This window comes from Thermococcus aggregans (genome assembly GCF_024022995.1).
In the GTDB taxonomy this organism is placed as follows: Archaea; Methanobacteriota_B; Thermococci; order Thermococcales; family Thermococcaceae; genus Thermococcus_A; species Thermococcus_A aggregans.
In genome coordinates, this window is record NZ_CP099582.1 from 1,006,250 (window position 1) to 1,020,849 (window position 14,600).

Here is a 14,600-nt window from a genome sequence, read left to right on the forward strand (position 1 = left end):
ATATGGAAAATATGAAAAATCAAACCCTGGCCCGCTTGAGCATAAGCGAGTTCGTAACGACGCTCACACTGCTCAGGCTCATCGCCCCTGCCGCCCACTCGGGCCGGAACTCTATGCCAAAGAGCACAAAGGCCAGCCCCGCCGCGAAGGGTATCAGGATAGTGTTGTAGAACATTGCCCAGAATATGTTCTGCTTTATCTTTCCGATCGTCTTCTGGCTGAGCTTTATCGCCCTGACCACGTCCCTCGGGTCGTTTCTGACCAGCACTATGTCACCGCTCTCCATTGCTATGTCCGTCGCGTTTCCAACGGCTATGCCGACGTCGGCCTGTGCTAGAGCTGGAGCGTCGTTTATGCCGTCCCCGACGAAGATTACCGTCTCTCCCCTCTCCTGGAGCTTCTTGACCTCTTTGGCCTTGTCCTGGGGCAGAACCTCCGCAAGCACGTAGTCAACTCCTAGCCGCTTCGCTATCGCCTTCGCTGTCCTCCTGTTGTCGCCGGTGATCATGCCGACCTTCTTGCCCATCCTGTGGAGTTCCTCCACCGCCTCCTTCGCCCCCTCTTTTATCGTGTCCGCGATGCCTAAGATACCGGCTATCTTGCCGTCTATGGCGACTATTATGGCAGTCTTCGCCTCATTTTCGAGCCTCCGGAGCTCTTCCTCCACCTCTTCCACAGAGCAGCCGTTCTCGGCCATGAGCTTCCTGTTGCCGGCTAGGACTTCCCTTCCCCCGACGAGGGCCATGACCCCCTTGCCGGTTATTGCCTCGAACTCCTCGGGCTCCTCAATCTCAAGGTCCATCTCCCGAGCCTTCCTAACAACTGCCTCTCCCAGTGGGTGCTCGGAACGCTTCTCTGCGGACGCAACCAGCCTCAAAAGCTCTTTCTCGTCGGTTCCAAAGGTTACCACGTCCGTCACTTCGGGCCTGCCCTTCGTGAGCGTGCCGGTCTTGTCAAAGAGAACAACCGTCGCCTTCCTTGCTATTTCAAGCGCTTCGCCGTTTTTGATGAGTATCCCCATTTCCGCTCCCTTGCCGATGCCGACCGTCAGGGCCGTCGGAGTAGCTAAACCGAAGGCACACGGACAGGCAATGACGATGACGCTGAGCAGTGTCGTAAAGGCGAACACCAGTGGCTTGCCGGCTATGAAGTACCAGTAGACGAAGGAGAGCAGGGCGATTGTCAGCACTGCGGGTATGAAGTACGTCACAACCGTATCTGCGAGCCTCTGAACGGGGGGCCTCGTGTTCTGAGCCTCCTCGACGAGCTTTATAATCTGAGCGAGGAGTGTGTCCCTCCCGACTTTTTCCGCCCTGATTTTGAGGACTGAGTTTCTGTTTATGGTTCCACCCATGGCTTTGTCTCCTGGCTTCTTGAGGCTGGGAACCGGCTCGCCGGTTATCATTGCCTCGTCGACGTAGCTCTCGCCCTCGATGACGACGCCGTCCACGGGAATCCTCTCACCGGGCTTCACTATGAGGATGTCTCCGACCTTAACCTCGCTTATCGGAACTTCAACTTCCTTCCCGTCCCGTATAACGGTGGCCTTCTTTGCCTGGAGCCCCATGAGCTTCTTTATCGCCTCGCTCGTCCGCCCTTTGGCCCTCGCCTCAAGGTACCTTCCGAGGAGCAGAAAGCCCATCAGCATGACGCTTGCCTCGTAGAAGTTGAACTCCCGCGGAACCAGGCCAAAGGTTGCCAGGACGCTCGTCAGGTAGGCAGAGCCTATGCCGAGGGCGTACATGACCTCCATGTTGAGGGTTCCGTGTTTGAGTGAGGGGTAAGCCTTCTTGAAAATGCCCCTGCCGGCGTAGGCTATCGCCACGGTCGCAAGGAGGAAGTGAATGTATATCAGGTTCTCAACCTGGATTCCAAACCTCTTGAGCTGCATTGAGAGGAAGAGCGGTATGCCGATGCCCCAGGCAACGAGGAGGTTGCGCTTCATCTCCTCGAGGTGCCTCTCCCGCACCTCCTTCTCTATATCGCGCGTTTCCTCACCCTCAACGCCCAGAAACTCATATCCAACGCTCTCAATGGCCTTCTTAATGTCTTCAATCCCGACGGATGCAGGGTTGTAGGATATCCGGGCGGTCTCGGTCGCGAGGTTGACGTTAACATCGAGGACACCGGGCAGTTCGCCGATCGCCTTCTCAACTGTCTTGGCGCACATGGCGCACGTCATTCCGCCGACTTTAACCACTACGTCTTTGCTCTCCCGGATTACCTTGTAGCCCACATCTTCTATGGCCTTGATTACCTGGTTCAGGCCGACTTTTGACTCGTCGAAGTCAACGAAGACGGTCTCGCTGTTGAGGTTAGCCTTCGCCGTCTTAACCCCCTCCAGCTCGGAGAGGGCCATCTCTATTGTCTTAACGCACATTGCACAGGTCATGCCGCTGACCTTTAGAGTGATCTTCATTATCGCCACCGGTATTTACTTCTCGGCAGGACTTATGGGCATTATCTTTTACAATCTGGAAAACACAACCACAGAATTTTTATAGTTCGAAGGCCAAAAGAAGACGGTGGCAGAAATGAGACTTGACGAGCTCGATCTTAAGCTCATACACCTCCTGCTGGACAACGCAAGGCTCAGCATATCGGAGCTTGCCGAAAGGCTGGGCGTCAGCAGACCAACCATCAGAGCGAGGTTGGAAAAGCTCGAAAAGGAAGGCATCATTAGGGGATACACGATAAAGCTGAACCCGGAGCTTCTCAGGGCCCACAACATCGTTGCCCTTATCGTCAAGACAGAGAACCCCGAAAAAATGGACGAGCTTGAGGAAATAATCGAAATAAACCGCTTCACTAGCACGAAGTACCTCATAAAGGTCGCCGTGAACACCATGGAAGACCTCAAACGGGTGCTTGAGGAGACTGGCGTTGAGGTCATTGAAGTAATGCCGATCCTTGAGAGCAGGGAAAAGGGCCTCAAGCCCAAGATAAAGGTGCCCTTCAAGTGCGACTACTGCGGAAAGGAGATCGTCGGAGAGCCCATCGTTTACAAGTACCGCAACAGGGTCTACTTCTTCTGCTGTCCAACGTGCTTCAGGGAGTTCAAGAAGGCGAGGGAGAACATAGAGAAGTTCAAGATAAAGGAAGAAGCCGAAGGGGAAGAGGAAAGCTGAGGGCTCACTCGTCCTCTTCAATCCCCATAACCCTTTCGCAGTACTCGTGCATTCCTCTCCAGCCGTAGCCAGTGTGCTCTTCCATCCCCTCTCCCATTTCCTCATAAATCTCGGCAAAGTCGTCGCCGGCCATGTGCTCGGCCATTTCCTCGTACATATCTTCGTCCATCACGCCGTAGCCCATTGCTCCAGGGCCAGCTCCATAACCCATCATCCAGGGGCCAAAACCCCAGCGGCCTTCCCCCTCATTGGTCCGAACCAGTCGCCGTGGGCCATCCCGAACGGCACTGCTATGAGCGCTCCAATGAGGAGTCCGATAAACAGGGACTTCCACTCCATTTCGCATCACCTTCCAGTTTTTGTTCTCGTGCACACATTTGTTCGTCAGCATATAGTGCTTATTGTTAGCGACTTGAGAATTAACAGGTAGCCAACTTACCACAGTGCAAAATAAATCCAATTAGATGTTTGCACAATGGGCAAAAGGCAGCACTGGACAAAAATCAGGGAGTCAAGGGTCAAAAAGCCAACCTCAGCAGCCATCTCCGCCGATCTCAACCTCGTAGCCGTAGCGTTTTATTGCGTTGATGATCTCATCTAGAGTAACCTTTCCGGGATCGAACTCGACTACCGCCTTCTTTTTCTCAAGGCTGACCTCACCCTTCGCTCCAACGCTCTCTATGGCCTTGTTTATCCTCATGACGCAGTGCTTGCAGCTCATATTCGGTATTTTCAAAACCGCCTTCGTCATTAGCATCACCGTTCTAAAATATGCCCCAAAGCTTATTGTCCTTATCATTCCCAAATTGTAAACTTGGAAACGCTAGAGCTTCAAAAATTGAAAGAAAGTTCAAGTTATGTCTTCTCAAAGGGAGTCGATTATCTCTATCACCTTCTCCTCCATAGGCTTCATGAGCTTCACTACCTCATTCCCGGCGATTTTCCAGGCGACGCTCGGCAATGTGACGCCGAGGTAGTTCCCGTCCTCCTTCCTATAACCAAAGCCGGTACACGGAAGCAGTGCCCCGATGTTGGGGTCTATCCTCACCAGCTCCTCCACCAGCTCACTGTGGCATATGAAGAGAAGATGATAGTCCGCTATTATCCCATCCACAGTCTCGGTTATCGCAACCGGAATCCTCTCCCCTATAAGTAGAAAACCATCCTCCTCAAGCCTCTTCTTGAAGCGCTCCCACACGAAGTCCAGGTCTTCCTCAAATTTCCTCACGTGGTAAAACACCCTCACACCTCCAGGAACATTTTCCTATCGCCGGTTTCCACCATTATGCACCTACCGAAGCTGTACTCCGCCCCTGCGTTCTCCAGGAACTCCCGTATCTCCTCGCTCTCCGCCCCCGGCTGGAACCAGAGCCTCTTGAAGCCGGTCTCAACTGCTTCCTTAGCCACCTGGAGACCCACCTTTGGGGGCACGACAAAGACTATCACGTCAACGTCCTTGGGGAGCTCTTTGACGCTCCGGTAGCACTTCAGGCCCTCTATCTCGTCATATTTGGGGTTCACCGGGAGAACCTCGTACCCTTTACTAACGAGGTCTTTCAGGATTATGTTGCCGTACTTGGCCGGGTTCTTGCTGGCCCCGACGAGCGCTATCTTCCTGAACTCTTTGGGGTTCATCTTTCTCACCAAGCTTGAATCAAAATTCACCCTTTTTATACGTTGCTGGGCAAAAATGGGTAAAAGAAAGGGAAGCTGAATCAGCTCCTGTTCTTCACTTTAGAGCCCCGTGAGTTCAGAGGGAGCTCCTTGCCGTAGGCCCTCAGCACGAGATAGAAGGCAACTATCAGGTAGCCGAACTGGACTATTACCCTCCCCCACTCCATCTTCACGGAGTATCCGAACAGCACCGCGAAGATTGAGCCTATCGCGCCCTTGTGGTGGAACACGCTGTCCTCGGATATGCCAAGGTTGTAGGCGGGCTCTTCAATGAAGCCGAGGTGCATGCCCTCTTCCTCTGCCCACTCTATGAGCTCGTGGGTGCCGTAGCCCGCCAGCCCCGCCGCGACGAACACCAGCAGGATTGAGCTGTAGTAGAAGAACGTCCTGAGGTTTATGCGCATTCCAACGCCGTATATCATGTAGGCAAGCACGAGTGCCCCGGCCAATCCAGCCACGAGCCCGAGGAGAGTGCCCGCCAGGTCCTGCGTCATGAACGGCGTGAGAAAGAGGACGGTCTCAAGCCCCTCCCTGAAGACGACTATGAAGGTAAAGCCGATCAGGGCCAGGGGCGATATCGCCGTGCTAACCTTGCTCTCTATCTCCGCCCGGATGTTCTTGCCCTTGGTGGCCATCCAGTAAATCATGCTCGTGAGCACTATCACCGCGAGGTAGGAAGCTATCCCCTCAAAGAGCTCTTTTTCGGCCAGACCGCCGTAGAGCTTTAGAACTACCGCCCCAAGGACTACGCTCGCAAGCACGGACAGCCCAACTCCAGTCCACACGTCTTTAATTTGCTTCTCTCTGCCCGTGCGTTTGAGGTACGCAATTATTATCGCCACTATTATGGCCGCCTCAAGTGCCTCTCTAAACGTTATGAGGAAAGCTCCAACGTTCATGGGTTCACCCCCAATCTTTTAGGCCAACCTAATATTTGTAGGGCGGCTTATGAGTTTTACCGTTGCCAAATTGAAAACATTGTAAAATGGAAAGAAAACATAACATTACTCATCAACTGCATATGTCGAATTCAAACCAAAAAGGCTCCAAATAAGGATTTCATACCATGAATACCTTATCAAACTTTCCAGTTTGTGAAAAAAGAAAACCCAGACAAAGGTTGACAAAATTACTGCAGAAAAAATTTTACAAAATGGAAACCTTAATCATGTCTTTCCAACCAGATTCCCTCAGTTGTTTTGCTGACAGGTTATCACTGCAAAAAGTTAAAAAGAGCAAAGCTACTCACAACAGCCCTTCAGTGAGCTCTTTTATATTGCTCCTTGCCTTTGACCTTAACTTCTCAAGGTGATCACTTAGTGCTTCTCCAATTCCGTGCACAAACAAATTCAACGCTTCTTTTCTCGTCAATCCACGGACACGGAGATAAAAGAGCGCATCCTCGTCGAACTGGGCAACGCTCGAAGAGTGTGATGCATTCTCAATCTCCCCTGTGTCCACTTCAAGCATAGGCACACTGACACCAAGAGAACCCTTGTCCATGATGATAATGTGGGAGTTAACCTCGCTCGAAGAGCCTTTGGCACTTTCAAAAACTTTTGCAACTCCTCTGTGAACTGTCCAACCGTTCTCGTAAGAGAACCCTTGAACTCTCGTCTCACCCACCGTCTTTTCCCCGTACTGGAGGACGTTGGTGAGATAGTCAACAGCAGAGTTTATGCTTATTGGCATCCCCCTCAATACTAGTTCGCTTTTTGCTCCCTCAAGGGAGTAGTCCTCGCGGTGGTGGCTCATTTTGCCTCCACTAATAATGGTGAAAGCTTTAACTCTTGTCTCTTCTCCAAGGCTCGCTCTCAAGAGGTAATGCGACAGACCTTTGTGCTTCCCGACGGTGAGAAGTTCAAACTCGGCGTTCTTGGCCTTGATCTCGACAACAAAAGATTTTGTCCCTTCTTCACCCATGTCGTAGATTATTATCGGAGCTTTGACGTTCTCGGCTTCTATGCTGATGTGATGGCTTATGAATGCCCCCTCCGAAAGGTGGGAGACTATAACAAGCGGCTCAAGCAGATCCTCGGTGATCTTCAAACGGTAAGCCTTTTTGAGCGCGTAGAAGTGGAAGCCGAGTATCCTCGATTCTTCTGGTTGGGAAAGCCCTAGAGTCCCTTCGCTCAGCTCAACGCCCTTCGGGAGGTCAAACTTCGCTTCGCTTCCCGATATAAGCACATTGGCTTTAATTTCAACGCTTCCCGCATTCGCTTCAATCGGTAGCTTGAGTGGCGAGTTCTCCTCGAAGAGCTTCCAGTTTGTATAGCTCTTAATCGTCGGGCTGTCGCCGTACTTCTGGTATGTGAGCGTCTCAAGCGCCTCTCTCGTGATTGAATGAACGTGCTCTTTAGAAAGTCCGTTAGAGCGCATCAGCCAACACCTCCAACCTCGCTGAACTCAAGCTCTATGACCTTCTTGAGCACCTCGACGTACTCGAAGGGCAGGCCTTCGAGGATATCGCTTATGAAGCCGAGCACTATGAGGCTCTTGGCTTCCTCTTCCTTTATTCCTCTTGCGTTGAGGTAGAAGAGCTTGTCTTCGCTTAGTCTTCCAGTAGTTGCCTCGTGGATTATGCTCGCACTCGGTTCGTTGTTCTGGTTGTGCGGGTAAGTGTAGGCTTTGCTCTCCCCGTCGAGGATGAGCGAGTCACAGGAAACCGTCGCCGTGGAGTCCTCGGCCCCTTTGGCTATCCTGACGAGGCCGCGGTAGATGTTTATTCCACCATTGGCGCTTATGCTCTTGGAGACTATTTTCGAGCTGGTGTTCTTTCCGATGTGGATGCTTTTCGCTCCGGTGTCCTTGAGGAACGGCCCGTTGCTGAGCGAAACGACGTATTGAGCTGTCCTCGCGCCGTCGCCCTTCAAGACGCTCGACGGGTAAGTGTAAGTTATTTTGCTCCCTATGCTCCCCTCTATCCACTCGACGTAGGCGTTGTCCTCGATTATTGCACGCTTGTTGTTGAAGTTGATGACATTCCTGCTCCAGTTCTGTATCGTTGTGAACTTGACAGTGGCGTTTTTGTGGGCGTATATCTCGACCATGCCATCGTGGAAGGAGAAGCCCTTATACATCGGTGCGCTGCAGCCCTCGATGAAGTGGACGTAGCTCCCCTCGTCCGCCACAAGGAGGGTGTGCTCGAACTGGCCCTCAAGGGCGGAGCCTATTACGAAAAAGGCTTCAATTGGAAATGGCACCCTAACTCCCTTCGGGATATATACAAACGCCCCGCCGCTCCATAGGGCGTGGTGCAGAGCTGAGAACTTATGCTCTCCCGGCGGGAAAACTTTTCCAAAGTATTTCCTAACCAAGTCTGGGTATTTCTTTACGGCTTCTTCCATTGGGAGCATTACGATGCCCTTCTTCTCGAACTCCTCTTTAAGCTGGGAATAGACGCTCTCGCTGTCAAACACTGCCGTTAGTCCGGATAGGAACTTCTTCTCTATCTCTGGGATGTTGAGCCTCTCAAAGGTTCTTCTTATGTTCTCGGGCAAGTCATCCCAATCCTTCACTTCCTTCTGGAGTTCAGGCTTTGTATAAAGGATTAGGTTGTCTAAGTCGAGCTCCTCAATTCCAACGACCCACTTTGGCATTGGAAGCTTCTCGAAAAGCTCTAAAGCCCTCAATCTGTGCCTGAGCATCCACTCAGGTTCTTTCTTTATCCTTGAAAGCTCCTCCACTGTATCCCTGCTAATCTTTCCCTTCAGCTCTATCTCCTTTGGGTATGGAACGGCTGTGCCAAGTATCTCTTCAAGAGAACCCGCCTTCAAAATCTCTTCAAGCTTTGAATGTCTGCTCATACTGCCTCCACCGCCGCAAAGCCCTTTTCCTCTATCATCTTCACTAGCTCAATACCACCGGAAGCAACTATCTTGCCATCCTTTATGACGTGCACTTTGTTGGGCTTGAGGTGTTCCAATATCCTTCCATAGTGGGTTATTAAGAGAATTGAAGTGCCTTCTTCATGGAGTTTGTTTATAACGCCGGCTATCATCTTCAGAGAATCAACGTCAACTCCACTGTCTGGCTCGTCTAAAATAAGAAGTTTCGGCTTCACGAGGTATGCTTGAAGCATTTCAAGTTTTTTCCTTTCTCCACCCGAGAATCCAACGTTCAAGAACCTTGTAAGTATTGACTCATCCAATCCAAGTTCTTTAACGGCATTAAAGATAAGCTCATAAGCTGCTATCTCGTCTAAACCCTTGAGGTTTTTCAAAACTCTCTGGAGGAACTGGATAACTTTAACTCCCTCAACTTCCACAGGATGCTGAAAGCTTAGAAAAATTCCTTTCTTGACCCTTTCCTCTGGAGACATGTTAGTAATGTCTTCACCTTCAAAGATAATTCTTCCCTCCACTACTCGATACTTTGGATGACCTGCTATAGTCAAAGCCAGAGTAGATTTACCGCTTCCATTTGGTCCCATGACAACATGAAGCTCTCCATTATCAACGGTGAGAGTTATACCCTTTAGAATCTCCTTGTCTTCAACTTTAACTCTCAGGTTTTCCACTTTCAACATGACCATCACCGTCCATTATCGGTACATTTTTGTGTAAGGAAAATCGCTTTTAAAGGTTTTCTACACAAAAATGGGTAATCAAAGATACTCGACAGAGCATAAAAGCATTTTTGCAAGAAGAGAGTTTCAAAGCAGAAAGAAAGAAAAACGAAATCATTCTCCCTGTATTAAAAGAGACGGGAGCTGTGGTTGTCTCTGACCGAGCTCCTGGTCAAGCATAAAGAGAACCTGCGGGCTGTCTTTGGCAAATTTAAGCTTATCGAGCACCTTCTTGACACTGGCCTCTTCCTCGACTTGCTCGTTTATGAACTACTCAAGGAATGCCCTCGTTGGGTAGTCCTTCTCTTCCTCTGCCAGAGCAGCGAGCTCGTTTATGCACTTGCTTATAAACTTCTCGTGTTCATAAGCGGCTTCAAAAGCTTCCACCGGGCTCTCCCACTCCTTTGGTGGTTGTGGGATCTCAGTGAGTTCAACTCTGCCGTTGCGGTCATAGATGTAGTTGTAAAATCTCAAAGCATGGCCAACTTCTTCCTCGGCTTGGGCCTTCATCCAGTTAGCAAAGCCCTCAAGGTTCATGTCATCAAAATAGGCTGCCATTGCAAAATATAGGTATGCGGAATAAAGTTCCCTATTCAGCTGCTCATTTAAGGCTTTCAGCATTTTTTCACTTAACATCTTGATCACCAAATTAATTTGGTTTTCCAACTATTTAAGTATTTGTTTCAAATTATCCCTTCCTTTTTCAGCTCCGCTCTAATTTTTTCAAATTCTTCCAATTTGCCCTGAGTCACAACTCTCTCAGGCCTGAAGGGACAATCGCAGTAAGGGTACTCCAAAAAGGCATCGTAAGTTTTTATTTTCTTAGCTATAGCAACTATCTCTTCTTTATCAAAACCCAAGAGCGGTCTGTGTATTGGGAAATCCACGCTCATTGTCTCAAAATAGAGATTCGTCAGAGTTTGTGAAGCCACTTGGCCGAGGGAATCACCAGTTACTATCCCTAAAGCCCCTTTCTCCCTTGCTATCTCCGCAGCTCTTCTAAGCATAGCAACCTTACACACAACACAAGTCCATTCCCTTCTGTTAAGCTTGTTCAACGTAATCACGTAGGGCTTGAGAATTTCAAAATGATTCTCCACTATGAGCTCTATCGGCTCGGGGGAATAATCGCTGAGGATTTCCACGACCTTCTCAACCACTTTTCTTGCGTTTTTTCCTTGGTCAAAGTGAACCGCTATTACCTCGGCTCCCCTTTTCAACATTAAAAAAGCGGCAACCGGTGAATCTATGCCCCCGCTTAAGAGAGCAACAACCTTTCCTTGCGTGCCAACAGGCAAGCCCCCAACACCTTTAATTTTCTCAAAAAACACATAAGCTTTTCCGTTTATTATCTCTATGCCCACGACAAGTTCTGGATTTTCCAGATCAACTTTCCAGCCAAATTCTTTAACAATAAACGCGCCTATTTCTTTGTTGACTTCAACGGAAGTTTTAAGGAAGGTTTTATCTAGTCTTTGGGTTTCAACCTTAAAGCTCCTTGGATTGAACTTTTTAAGAGCCTCTTTGAGGTAATTAGGAACTTCTTCGTAATCCATAACCTTCGCCGGAGATACTGAAACCACGCCGGGCACTTTTGCTATTATCTGAGCCGCTTCATCGGGGGCATCAACGAGAATCCGCCCTCTTATTATCTTTACCCTTCCTGCTATGTCTTTTCTTTTCAGAATTTTCTCGATGTTCTCGGCTAGCTTTTTCTCAAATTCCCTTCTCTTTCCTCGTTTTATCGCTATCTCACCGTATCTTACTATTATCACGTCAACCACCCAAGTATCTTGCAAATAAGTTCTTTGCTTCTCTTTCCTCCTCGGCCCCTCTAACTACCATCCTCCCGCTTTTGAAGACCAATATCTCGTAATCCTCATCTTCAAACTGAATAAACTGGGAGGTTTTTAGATATTCAATGCCAAGCTTTTCGAGTCTCTCTGTGAATTCATCGAGGTTTATATTCATAGGCTCTGGGGGTGTTATCTGAATCGAGCCGTCGCAAAGCCTTTCTATTTTTATCCGCTTTTCTAAAAAGGCAAACTCTCGCCTTACACATGCAGGGCAGTCTTCCCTTCTGGGCACCTCGACCTTTTCAAAGTCCAAGGTTTTTGTGTCAAAGAATATGAGCTCGCTTTTGACTTCTTCACCCAAGAGAATCTTTGCCGCAAGGGCAACTGCTATTGAAGCTGCTAAGGGTGGAACGTAACTCATAATTCCCGCTACCGCACAGGTAGGCATTGGTCTCGAAGGTAACTTGGGCATAAAGCACCTAAAGCACGCTGTCTTGCCCGGAATTATCGGCATTATGTTTCCATATGTTGAAAGAACTCCAACGTAAATCCATGGCTTGTTGTTTTTCACAGCATAGTCATTTATGACCTGCCTAGTGTATATGTTGTCCGTTCCATCTATTATCAGACCAGCTTCATCAAGAAGATTAACCGTTGAGGGATTCAGATCCTCGAAATGACCTTCGACCCCAAATCTCTCCTTCAGAACCTCGACCTTTGGCTTTCCGACATCCTCCTTGGTATATATCGTCCTAGGTAGGTCGCTCTCGTCTACAAAATCCCTGTCCACAACGATTATCTTTCCTACTCCGAGCTTGTGGAGGAAGTAAACTTCCCAACTCCCAAGCGCGCCAGCACCAACGACCGCCACGGTACTCTCGCTCAGCTTTCTTTGTCCTTCAATGCCTATGATCGGGAAATGTCTCGAAAAATCCATCATACCCTTCACCGAAAAAAAAATACGAAAACAGGTTTATGAAGTTAATCATTTCAAAATTAAATCAAAATTAAATCAATGCTCGGAAGTCGGTTCAAAGAGTAGAGCCCGTTAATGTTTTCAGCTCTTCCACGAGCTCTTTTATTCCTTCATCAAGTCTTTTCCTGATTAAGACTTTCTTGAGAAGGGGCTTCTTTCCGAGAATTTTTTCCATCTGCTCAAGGCATTTTCCCGCCCTTCCCGCGAAAGTGCAGAAAAAGGCAGCGTTTTTAATCTTATCCTTATTTTGGAGTAGGTAAGTTCTTATAGCGGGGGTTACTCTTCCGTTCCAGACAGGAGTTCCAATAACCACCAAGTCGTACTTGGAAGGATCCTTCTCAAACTCTATTTCCGTTGTCTTACCCCTTGTTGCATCGTAGCCAGCTCTTAGAAAGCCCAAAATTCCCTTTCGGGGCTTTTTGTCTATTACCTCATCAACATCAGCGTTGAGAGCTTTAGCAATCTCTTGGGCGACTCTTTTTGTAGTTCCCCTCCTTGAATAAAATACAACAAGCGTTTTCATGAATATCCCTAGGCTAAAATCACCATCATGATTAATATGTGTTTCTGAGAAAGATTTTAAAGTCAAAGTTTCAATTGAAACCGTGCCCGCAAAGAGTGAAAAGGCATGCGATCTCATATCGGAACTCTACTGGGCCATGAGGAAGGCCTTTGAGGAGCGGCTCGAGGAGTTAGGAGTTACGTTCCTTGAGTTCAAAGCCCTAGTGCACCTGAAGAGTGCAAAGACCCAGAAAGACCTCCTAAAAGAGATGAACGTCTCCAAATCAACGGCCTCAAAAGTGCTCTCCTCCCTTGAGAGAAAGAGAATTGTAAAAAGGGAGCGCATGGGGAAGGCATACACCGTCGAGCTAACTGATAAGGGCTTTGAGGTACTTAAGGCCATTGAGAAAGCTGGAAAGGAGCTTGAGGAAAAGATGTTCTCCCAAATGACGGGCAAAGAAAAATCTGAGTTCCTGTTTCTCCTTAAAAAAGCGATAAACGGGCTGGAGGGAGGCAAATGAGCGAAAAGATGACAAAAGGCGTCCAGATTTTAAGGGGCGACCCGAAAAAGGCAATACTCAAGCTCTCAATCCCAATGATGGTAGGTATGTTTGTGCAGACAATATACAACCTTGCCGACGGGATATGGGTCTCCGGCCTCGGCCCAAACGCTTTAGCTGCCGTAGGCCTCTTCTTCCCAGTATTCACGGGGATTATAGCACTCGCCGCTGGTCTAGGTATAGGGGCAAGCTCCGCAATAGCAAGGAGAATAGGGGCCAGAGACAAAGAAGGAGCCGACAACGTCGCCGTACACGCTGTTATCCTCTCGCTCCTCTTGGGTGTGGTCATACCGCTCACCATGCTCCCCACAATAGATTCGCTCTTCAGGTCAATGGGCGCCAGAGGTGAAGCCGTTGAGCTGGCCATAGACTACGCGAGGGTGCTCCTCATAGGGGCATTCGTGGCCGTCTTCAACAACGTCGGAAACGGCATCCTAAGGGGAGAGGGGGATGCAAATAGGGCAATGCTCGCAATGGTGCTCGGCTCGGGCCTCAACATCCTCCTCGACCCAATATTCATCTACACTCTTGGCTTTGGAGTTGTTGGAGCCGCCTACGCGACCCTGCTTTCGATGGTGGTTACTGCCATCTTCATAGCATACTGGCTCTTTATCAAGGGAGACACCTATGTGGACGTAACGCTCGAGGACTTCTCGCCGAGTTGGGAAATCCTCAAGGACATACTGCGCGTCGGGCTTCCAGCGTCGCTCTCCCAGCTCTCCATGTCCATAGCTATGTTCTTCCTCAACCGCGTTGCGATAACTGCGGGTGGAGAAAACGGTGTCGCCGTCTTCACGAGCGCCTGGCGCGTCACGATGCTCGGAATAGTCCCGATACTGGGAATGGCCACTGCTACGACCGCCGTCACCGGGGCGGCTTACGGTGAGAGGAACATTGAGAAGCTCGAGACAGCTTATCTCTACGCCATAAAGCTTGCATTAATGATAGAGCTCGGAGTGGTCGCCTTCATAATCATATTCGCCTCGCAGGTGGCTTACTTATTCACGTACTCGGAGACCGCCCAGGCGATAAAGCCCGGGCTCATCTCCGCCCTTAAGACGCTTCCGATATTCCTCGTCCTTACGCCATTCGGCATGATGACTTCCGCAATGTTCCAAGGCATAGGAGAGGGAGAAAAATCATTAGTTTTGACGATCTTCAGAACCCTAATTATGCAGGTCGGCTTTGCCTACACATTTGTCCACTACACCGGGCTGGGCCTCAGGGGAGTATGGCTCGGCATCGTTATAGGCAACATGGTGGCAGCTATCACAGGCTTTACCTGGGGACGACTGAGGATAAGAGCGCTGAAGCGGGCTTTCCAAGAATCTGCTTAGCCCATTTCTTTTTTAAAGTCCCACAACAAAACGAGGCACATAAAACAGGCATTCCAGCAGT

At 49.4% G+C, this 14,600-nt stretch carries 16 protein-coding genes and 1 pseudogene; 3 read left to right on the plus strand and 14 right to left on the minus strand.

The features are described 5' to 3' along the window. Positions 1 to 19 precede the first annotated feature (19 nt). Positions 20 to 2,419, minus strand: coding sequence for a heavy metal translocating P-type ATPase (locus tag NF865_RS05690; protein ID WP_253305576.1), 2,400 nt, complete (start codon positions 2,417 to 2,419; stop codon positions 20 to 22). A gap of 115 nt (positions 2,420 to 2,534) precedes the next feature. On the opposite strand from NF865_RS05690, the gene NF865_RS05695 reads away from it, so the two are divergent. Continuing rightward, on the plus strand, positions 2,535 to 3,128 hold the full coding sequence (locus NF865_RS05695) for a TRASH domain-containing protein (protein WP_253305577.1): 594 nt from the start codon (positions 2,535 to 2,537) through the stop codon (positions 3,126 to 3,128). Between the two features lie 4 nt (positions 3,129 to 3,132). Here NF865_RS05695 and NF865_RS05700 read toward each other — a convergent pair whose 3' ends face one another. The 13 genes and pseudogenes from NF865_RS05700 to NF865_RS05755 all read right to left on the minus strand — a co-directional run bounded on the left by NF865_RS05700 (position 3,133) and on the right by NF865_RS05755 (position 12,664). Continuing rightward, complete coding sequence (locus NF865_RS05700; RefSeq protein WP_253303826.1) at positions 3,133 to 3,342, minus strand: hypothetical protein; 210 nt, start codon at positions 3,340 to 3,342, stop codon at positions 3,133 to 3,135. After that, positions 3,339 to 3,467, minus strand: coding sequence for a hypothetical protein (locus tag NF865_RS10385; RefSeq protein ID WP_301281844.1), 129 nt, complete (start codon positions 3,465 to 3,467; stop codon positions 3,339 to 3,341). The genes NF865_RS05700 and NF865_RS10385 overlap by 4 nt, the downstream gene beginning before the upstream one ends. 193 nt (positions 3,468 to 3,660) lie before the next feature. Next, entirely contained in the window at positions 3,661 to 3,879 is a 219-nt protein-coding gene (locus NF865_RS05705) for a heavy-metal-associated domain-containing protein (protein ID WP_253303827.1), read from the minus strand. A 114-nt stretch (positions 3,880 to 3,993) separates the two neighbouring features. Further along, entirely contained in the window at positions 3,994 to 4,368 is a 375-nt protein-coding gene (locus NF865_RS05710; protein WP_253303828.1) for a DUF302 domain-containing protein, read from the minus strand. Between the two features lie 2 nt (positions 4,369 to 4,370). Beyond that, positions 4,371 to 4,763: a CoA-binding protein gene (locus tag NF865_RS05715; protein ID WP_253305578.1), complete on the minus strand. Its 393-nt coding sequence runs from the start codon at positions 4,761 to 4,763 to the stop codon at positions 4,371 to 4,373. Between the two features lie 80 nt (positions 4,764 to 4,843). After that, a complete protein-coding gene (locus NF865_RS05720) occupies positions 4,844 to 5,701 on the minus strand; it encodes an FTR1 family iron permease (protein WP_253303829.1) in 858 nt (285 codons plus the stop codon). A gap of 346 nt (positions 5,702 to 6,047) precedes the next feature. Further along, entirely contained in the window at positions 6,048 to 7,181 is a 1,134-nt protein-coding gene (locus NF865_RS05725) for a SufD family Fe-S cluster assembly protein (RefSeq protein ID WP_253303830.1), read from the minus strand. Beyond that, positions 7,181 to 8,608 (minus strand): Fe-S cluster assembly protein SufB, encoded by a 1,428-nt coding sequence (sufB, locus tag NF865_RS05730; RefSeq protein ID WP_253303831.1) that lies wholly within the window; start codon positions 8,606 to 8,608, stop codon positions 7,181 to 7,183. The genes NF865_RS05725 and sufB overlap by 1 nt, the downstream gene beginning before the upstream one ends. Then, positions 8,605 to 9,330, minus strand: coding sequence for a Fe-S cluster assembly ATPase SufC (gene sufC, locus NF865_RS05735; protein ID WP_253303832.1), 726 nt, complete (start codon positions 9,328 to 9,330; stop codon positions 8,605 to 8,607). The genes sufB and sufC overlap by 4 nt, the downstream gene beginning before the upstream one ends. 153 nt (positions 9,331 to 9,483) lie before the next feature. After that, positions 9,484 to 10,005: pseudogene (locus tag NF865_RS05740) on the minus strand (ferritin). 47 nt (positions 10,006 to 10,052) lie between these two features. After that, complete coding sequence (gene thiI, locus NF865_RS05745) at positions 10,053 to 11,144, minus strand: tRNA uracil 4-sulfurtransferase ThiI (protein WP_253303833.1); 1,092 nt, start codon at positions 11,142 to 11,144, stop codon at positions 10,053 to 10,055. A gap of 1 nt (position 11,145) precedes the next feature. Further along, positions 11,146 to 12,105 carry a ThiF family adenylyltransferase gene (locus tag NF865_RS05750; protein WP_253305579.1) on the minus strand — a complete coding sequence of 320 codons (960 nt, stop codon included), beginning with the start codon at positions 12,103 to 12,105 and terminating at the stop codon, positions 11,146 to 11,148. A gap of 91 nt (positions 12,106 to 12,196) precedes the next feature. After that, a complete protein-coding gene (locus NF865_RS05755; RefSeq protein ID WP_253303834.1) occupies positions 12,197 to 12,664 on the minus strand; it encodes a flavodoxin family protein in 468 nt (155 codons plus the stop codon). A gap of 82 nt (positions 12,665 to 12,746) precedes the next feature. Here NF865_RS05755 and NF865_RS05760 point away from each other — a divergent pair, with 82 nt between their 5' ends. Both NF865_RS05760 and NF865_RS05765 read left to right on the plus strand, forming a co-directional pair. Continuing rightward, entirely contained in the window at positions 12,747 to 13,163 is a 417-nt protein-coding gene (locus NF865_RS05760; RefSeq protein WP_253303835.1) for a MarR family winged helix-turn-helix transcriptional regulator, read from the plus strand. Then, positions 13,160 to 14,539 carry an MATE family efflux transporter gene (locus tag NF865_RS05765; protein ID WP_253303836.1) on the plus strand — a complete coding sequence of 460 codons (1,380 nt, stop codon included), beginning with the start codon at positions 13,160 to 13,162 and terminating at the stop codon, positions 14,537 to 14,539. The genes NF865_RS05760 and NF865_RS05765 overlap by 4 nt, the downstream gene beginning before the upstream one ends. Positions 14,540 to 14,600 lie beyond the last annotated feature (61 nt).

Coding starts and splice junctions, on each gene's coding strand:
- NF865_RS05755 (WP_253303834.1), bottom strand. CDS start 12,664: ATGAAAACGCTTGTTGTATTTTATTCAAGGAGGGGAACTACAAAAAGA.
- NF865_RS10385 (WP_301281844.1), bottom strand. CDS start 3,467: ATGGAGTGGAAGTCCCTGTTTATCGGACTCCTCATTGGAGCGCTCATA.
- NF865_RS05725 (WP_253303830.1), bottom strand. CDS start 7,181: ATGCGCTCTAACGGACTTTCTAAAGAGCACGTTCATTCAATCACGAGA.
- NF865_RS05700 (WP_253303826.1), bottom strand. CDS start 3,342: ATGATGGGTTATGGAGCTGGCCCTGGAGCAATGGGCTACGGCGTGATG.
- NF865_RS05690 (WP_253305576.1), bottom strand. CDS start 2,419: ATGAAGATCACTCTAAAGGTCAGCGGCATGACCTGTGCAATGTGCGTT.
- sufB (WP_253303831.1), bottom strand. CDS start 8,608: ATGAGCAGACATTCAAAGCTTGAAGAGATTTTGAAGGCGGGTTCTCTT.
- NF865_RS05715 (WP_253305578.1), bottom strand. CDS start 4,763: ATGAACCCCAAAGAGTTCAGGAAGATAGCGCTCGTCGGGGCCAGCAAG.
- NF865_RS05720 (WP_253303829.1), bottom strand. CDS start 5,701: ATGAACGTTGGAGCTTTCCTCATAACGTTTAGAGAGGCACTTGAGGCG.
- NF865_RS05695 (WP_253305577.1), top strand. CDS start 2,535: ATGAGACTTGACGAGCTCGATCTTAAGCTCATACACCTCCTGCTGGAC.
- NF865_RS05705 (WP_253303827.1), bottom strand. CDS start 3,879: ATGACGAAGGCGGTTTTGAAAATACCGAATATGAGCTGCAAGCACTGC.
- NF865_RS05750 (WP_253305579.1), bottom strand. CDS start 12,105: ATGATGGATTTTTCGAGACATTTCCCGATCATAGGCATTGAAGGACAA.
- NF865_RS05765 (WP_253303836.1), top strand. CDS start 13,160: ATGAGCGAAAAGATGACAAAAGGCGTCCAGATTTTAAGGGGCGACCCG.
- sufC (WP_253303832.1), bottom strand. CDS start 9,330: ATGTTGAAAGTGGAAAACCTGAGAGTTAAAGTTGAAGACAAGGAGATT.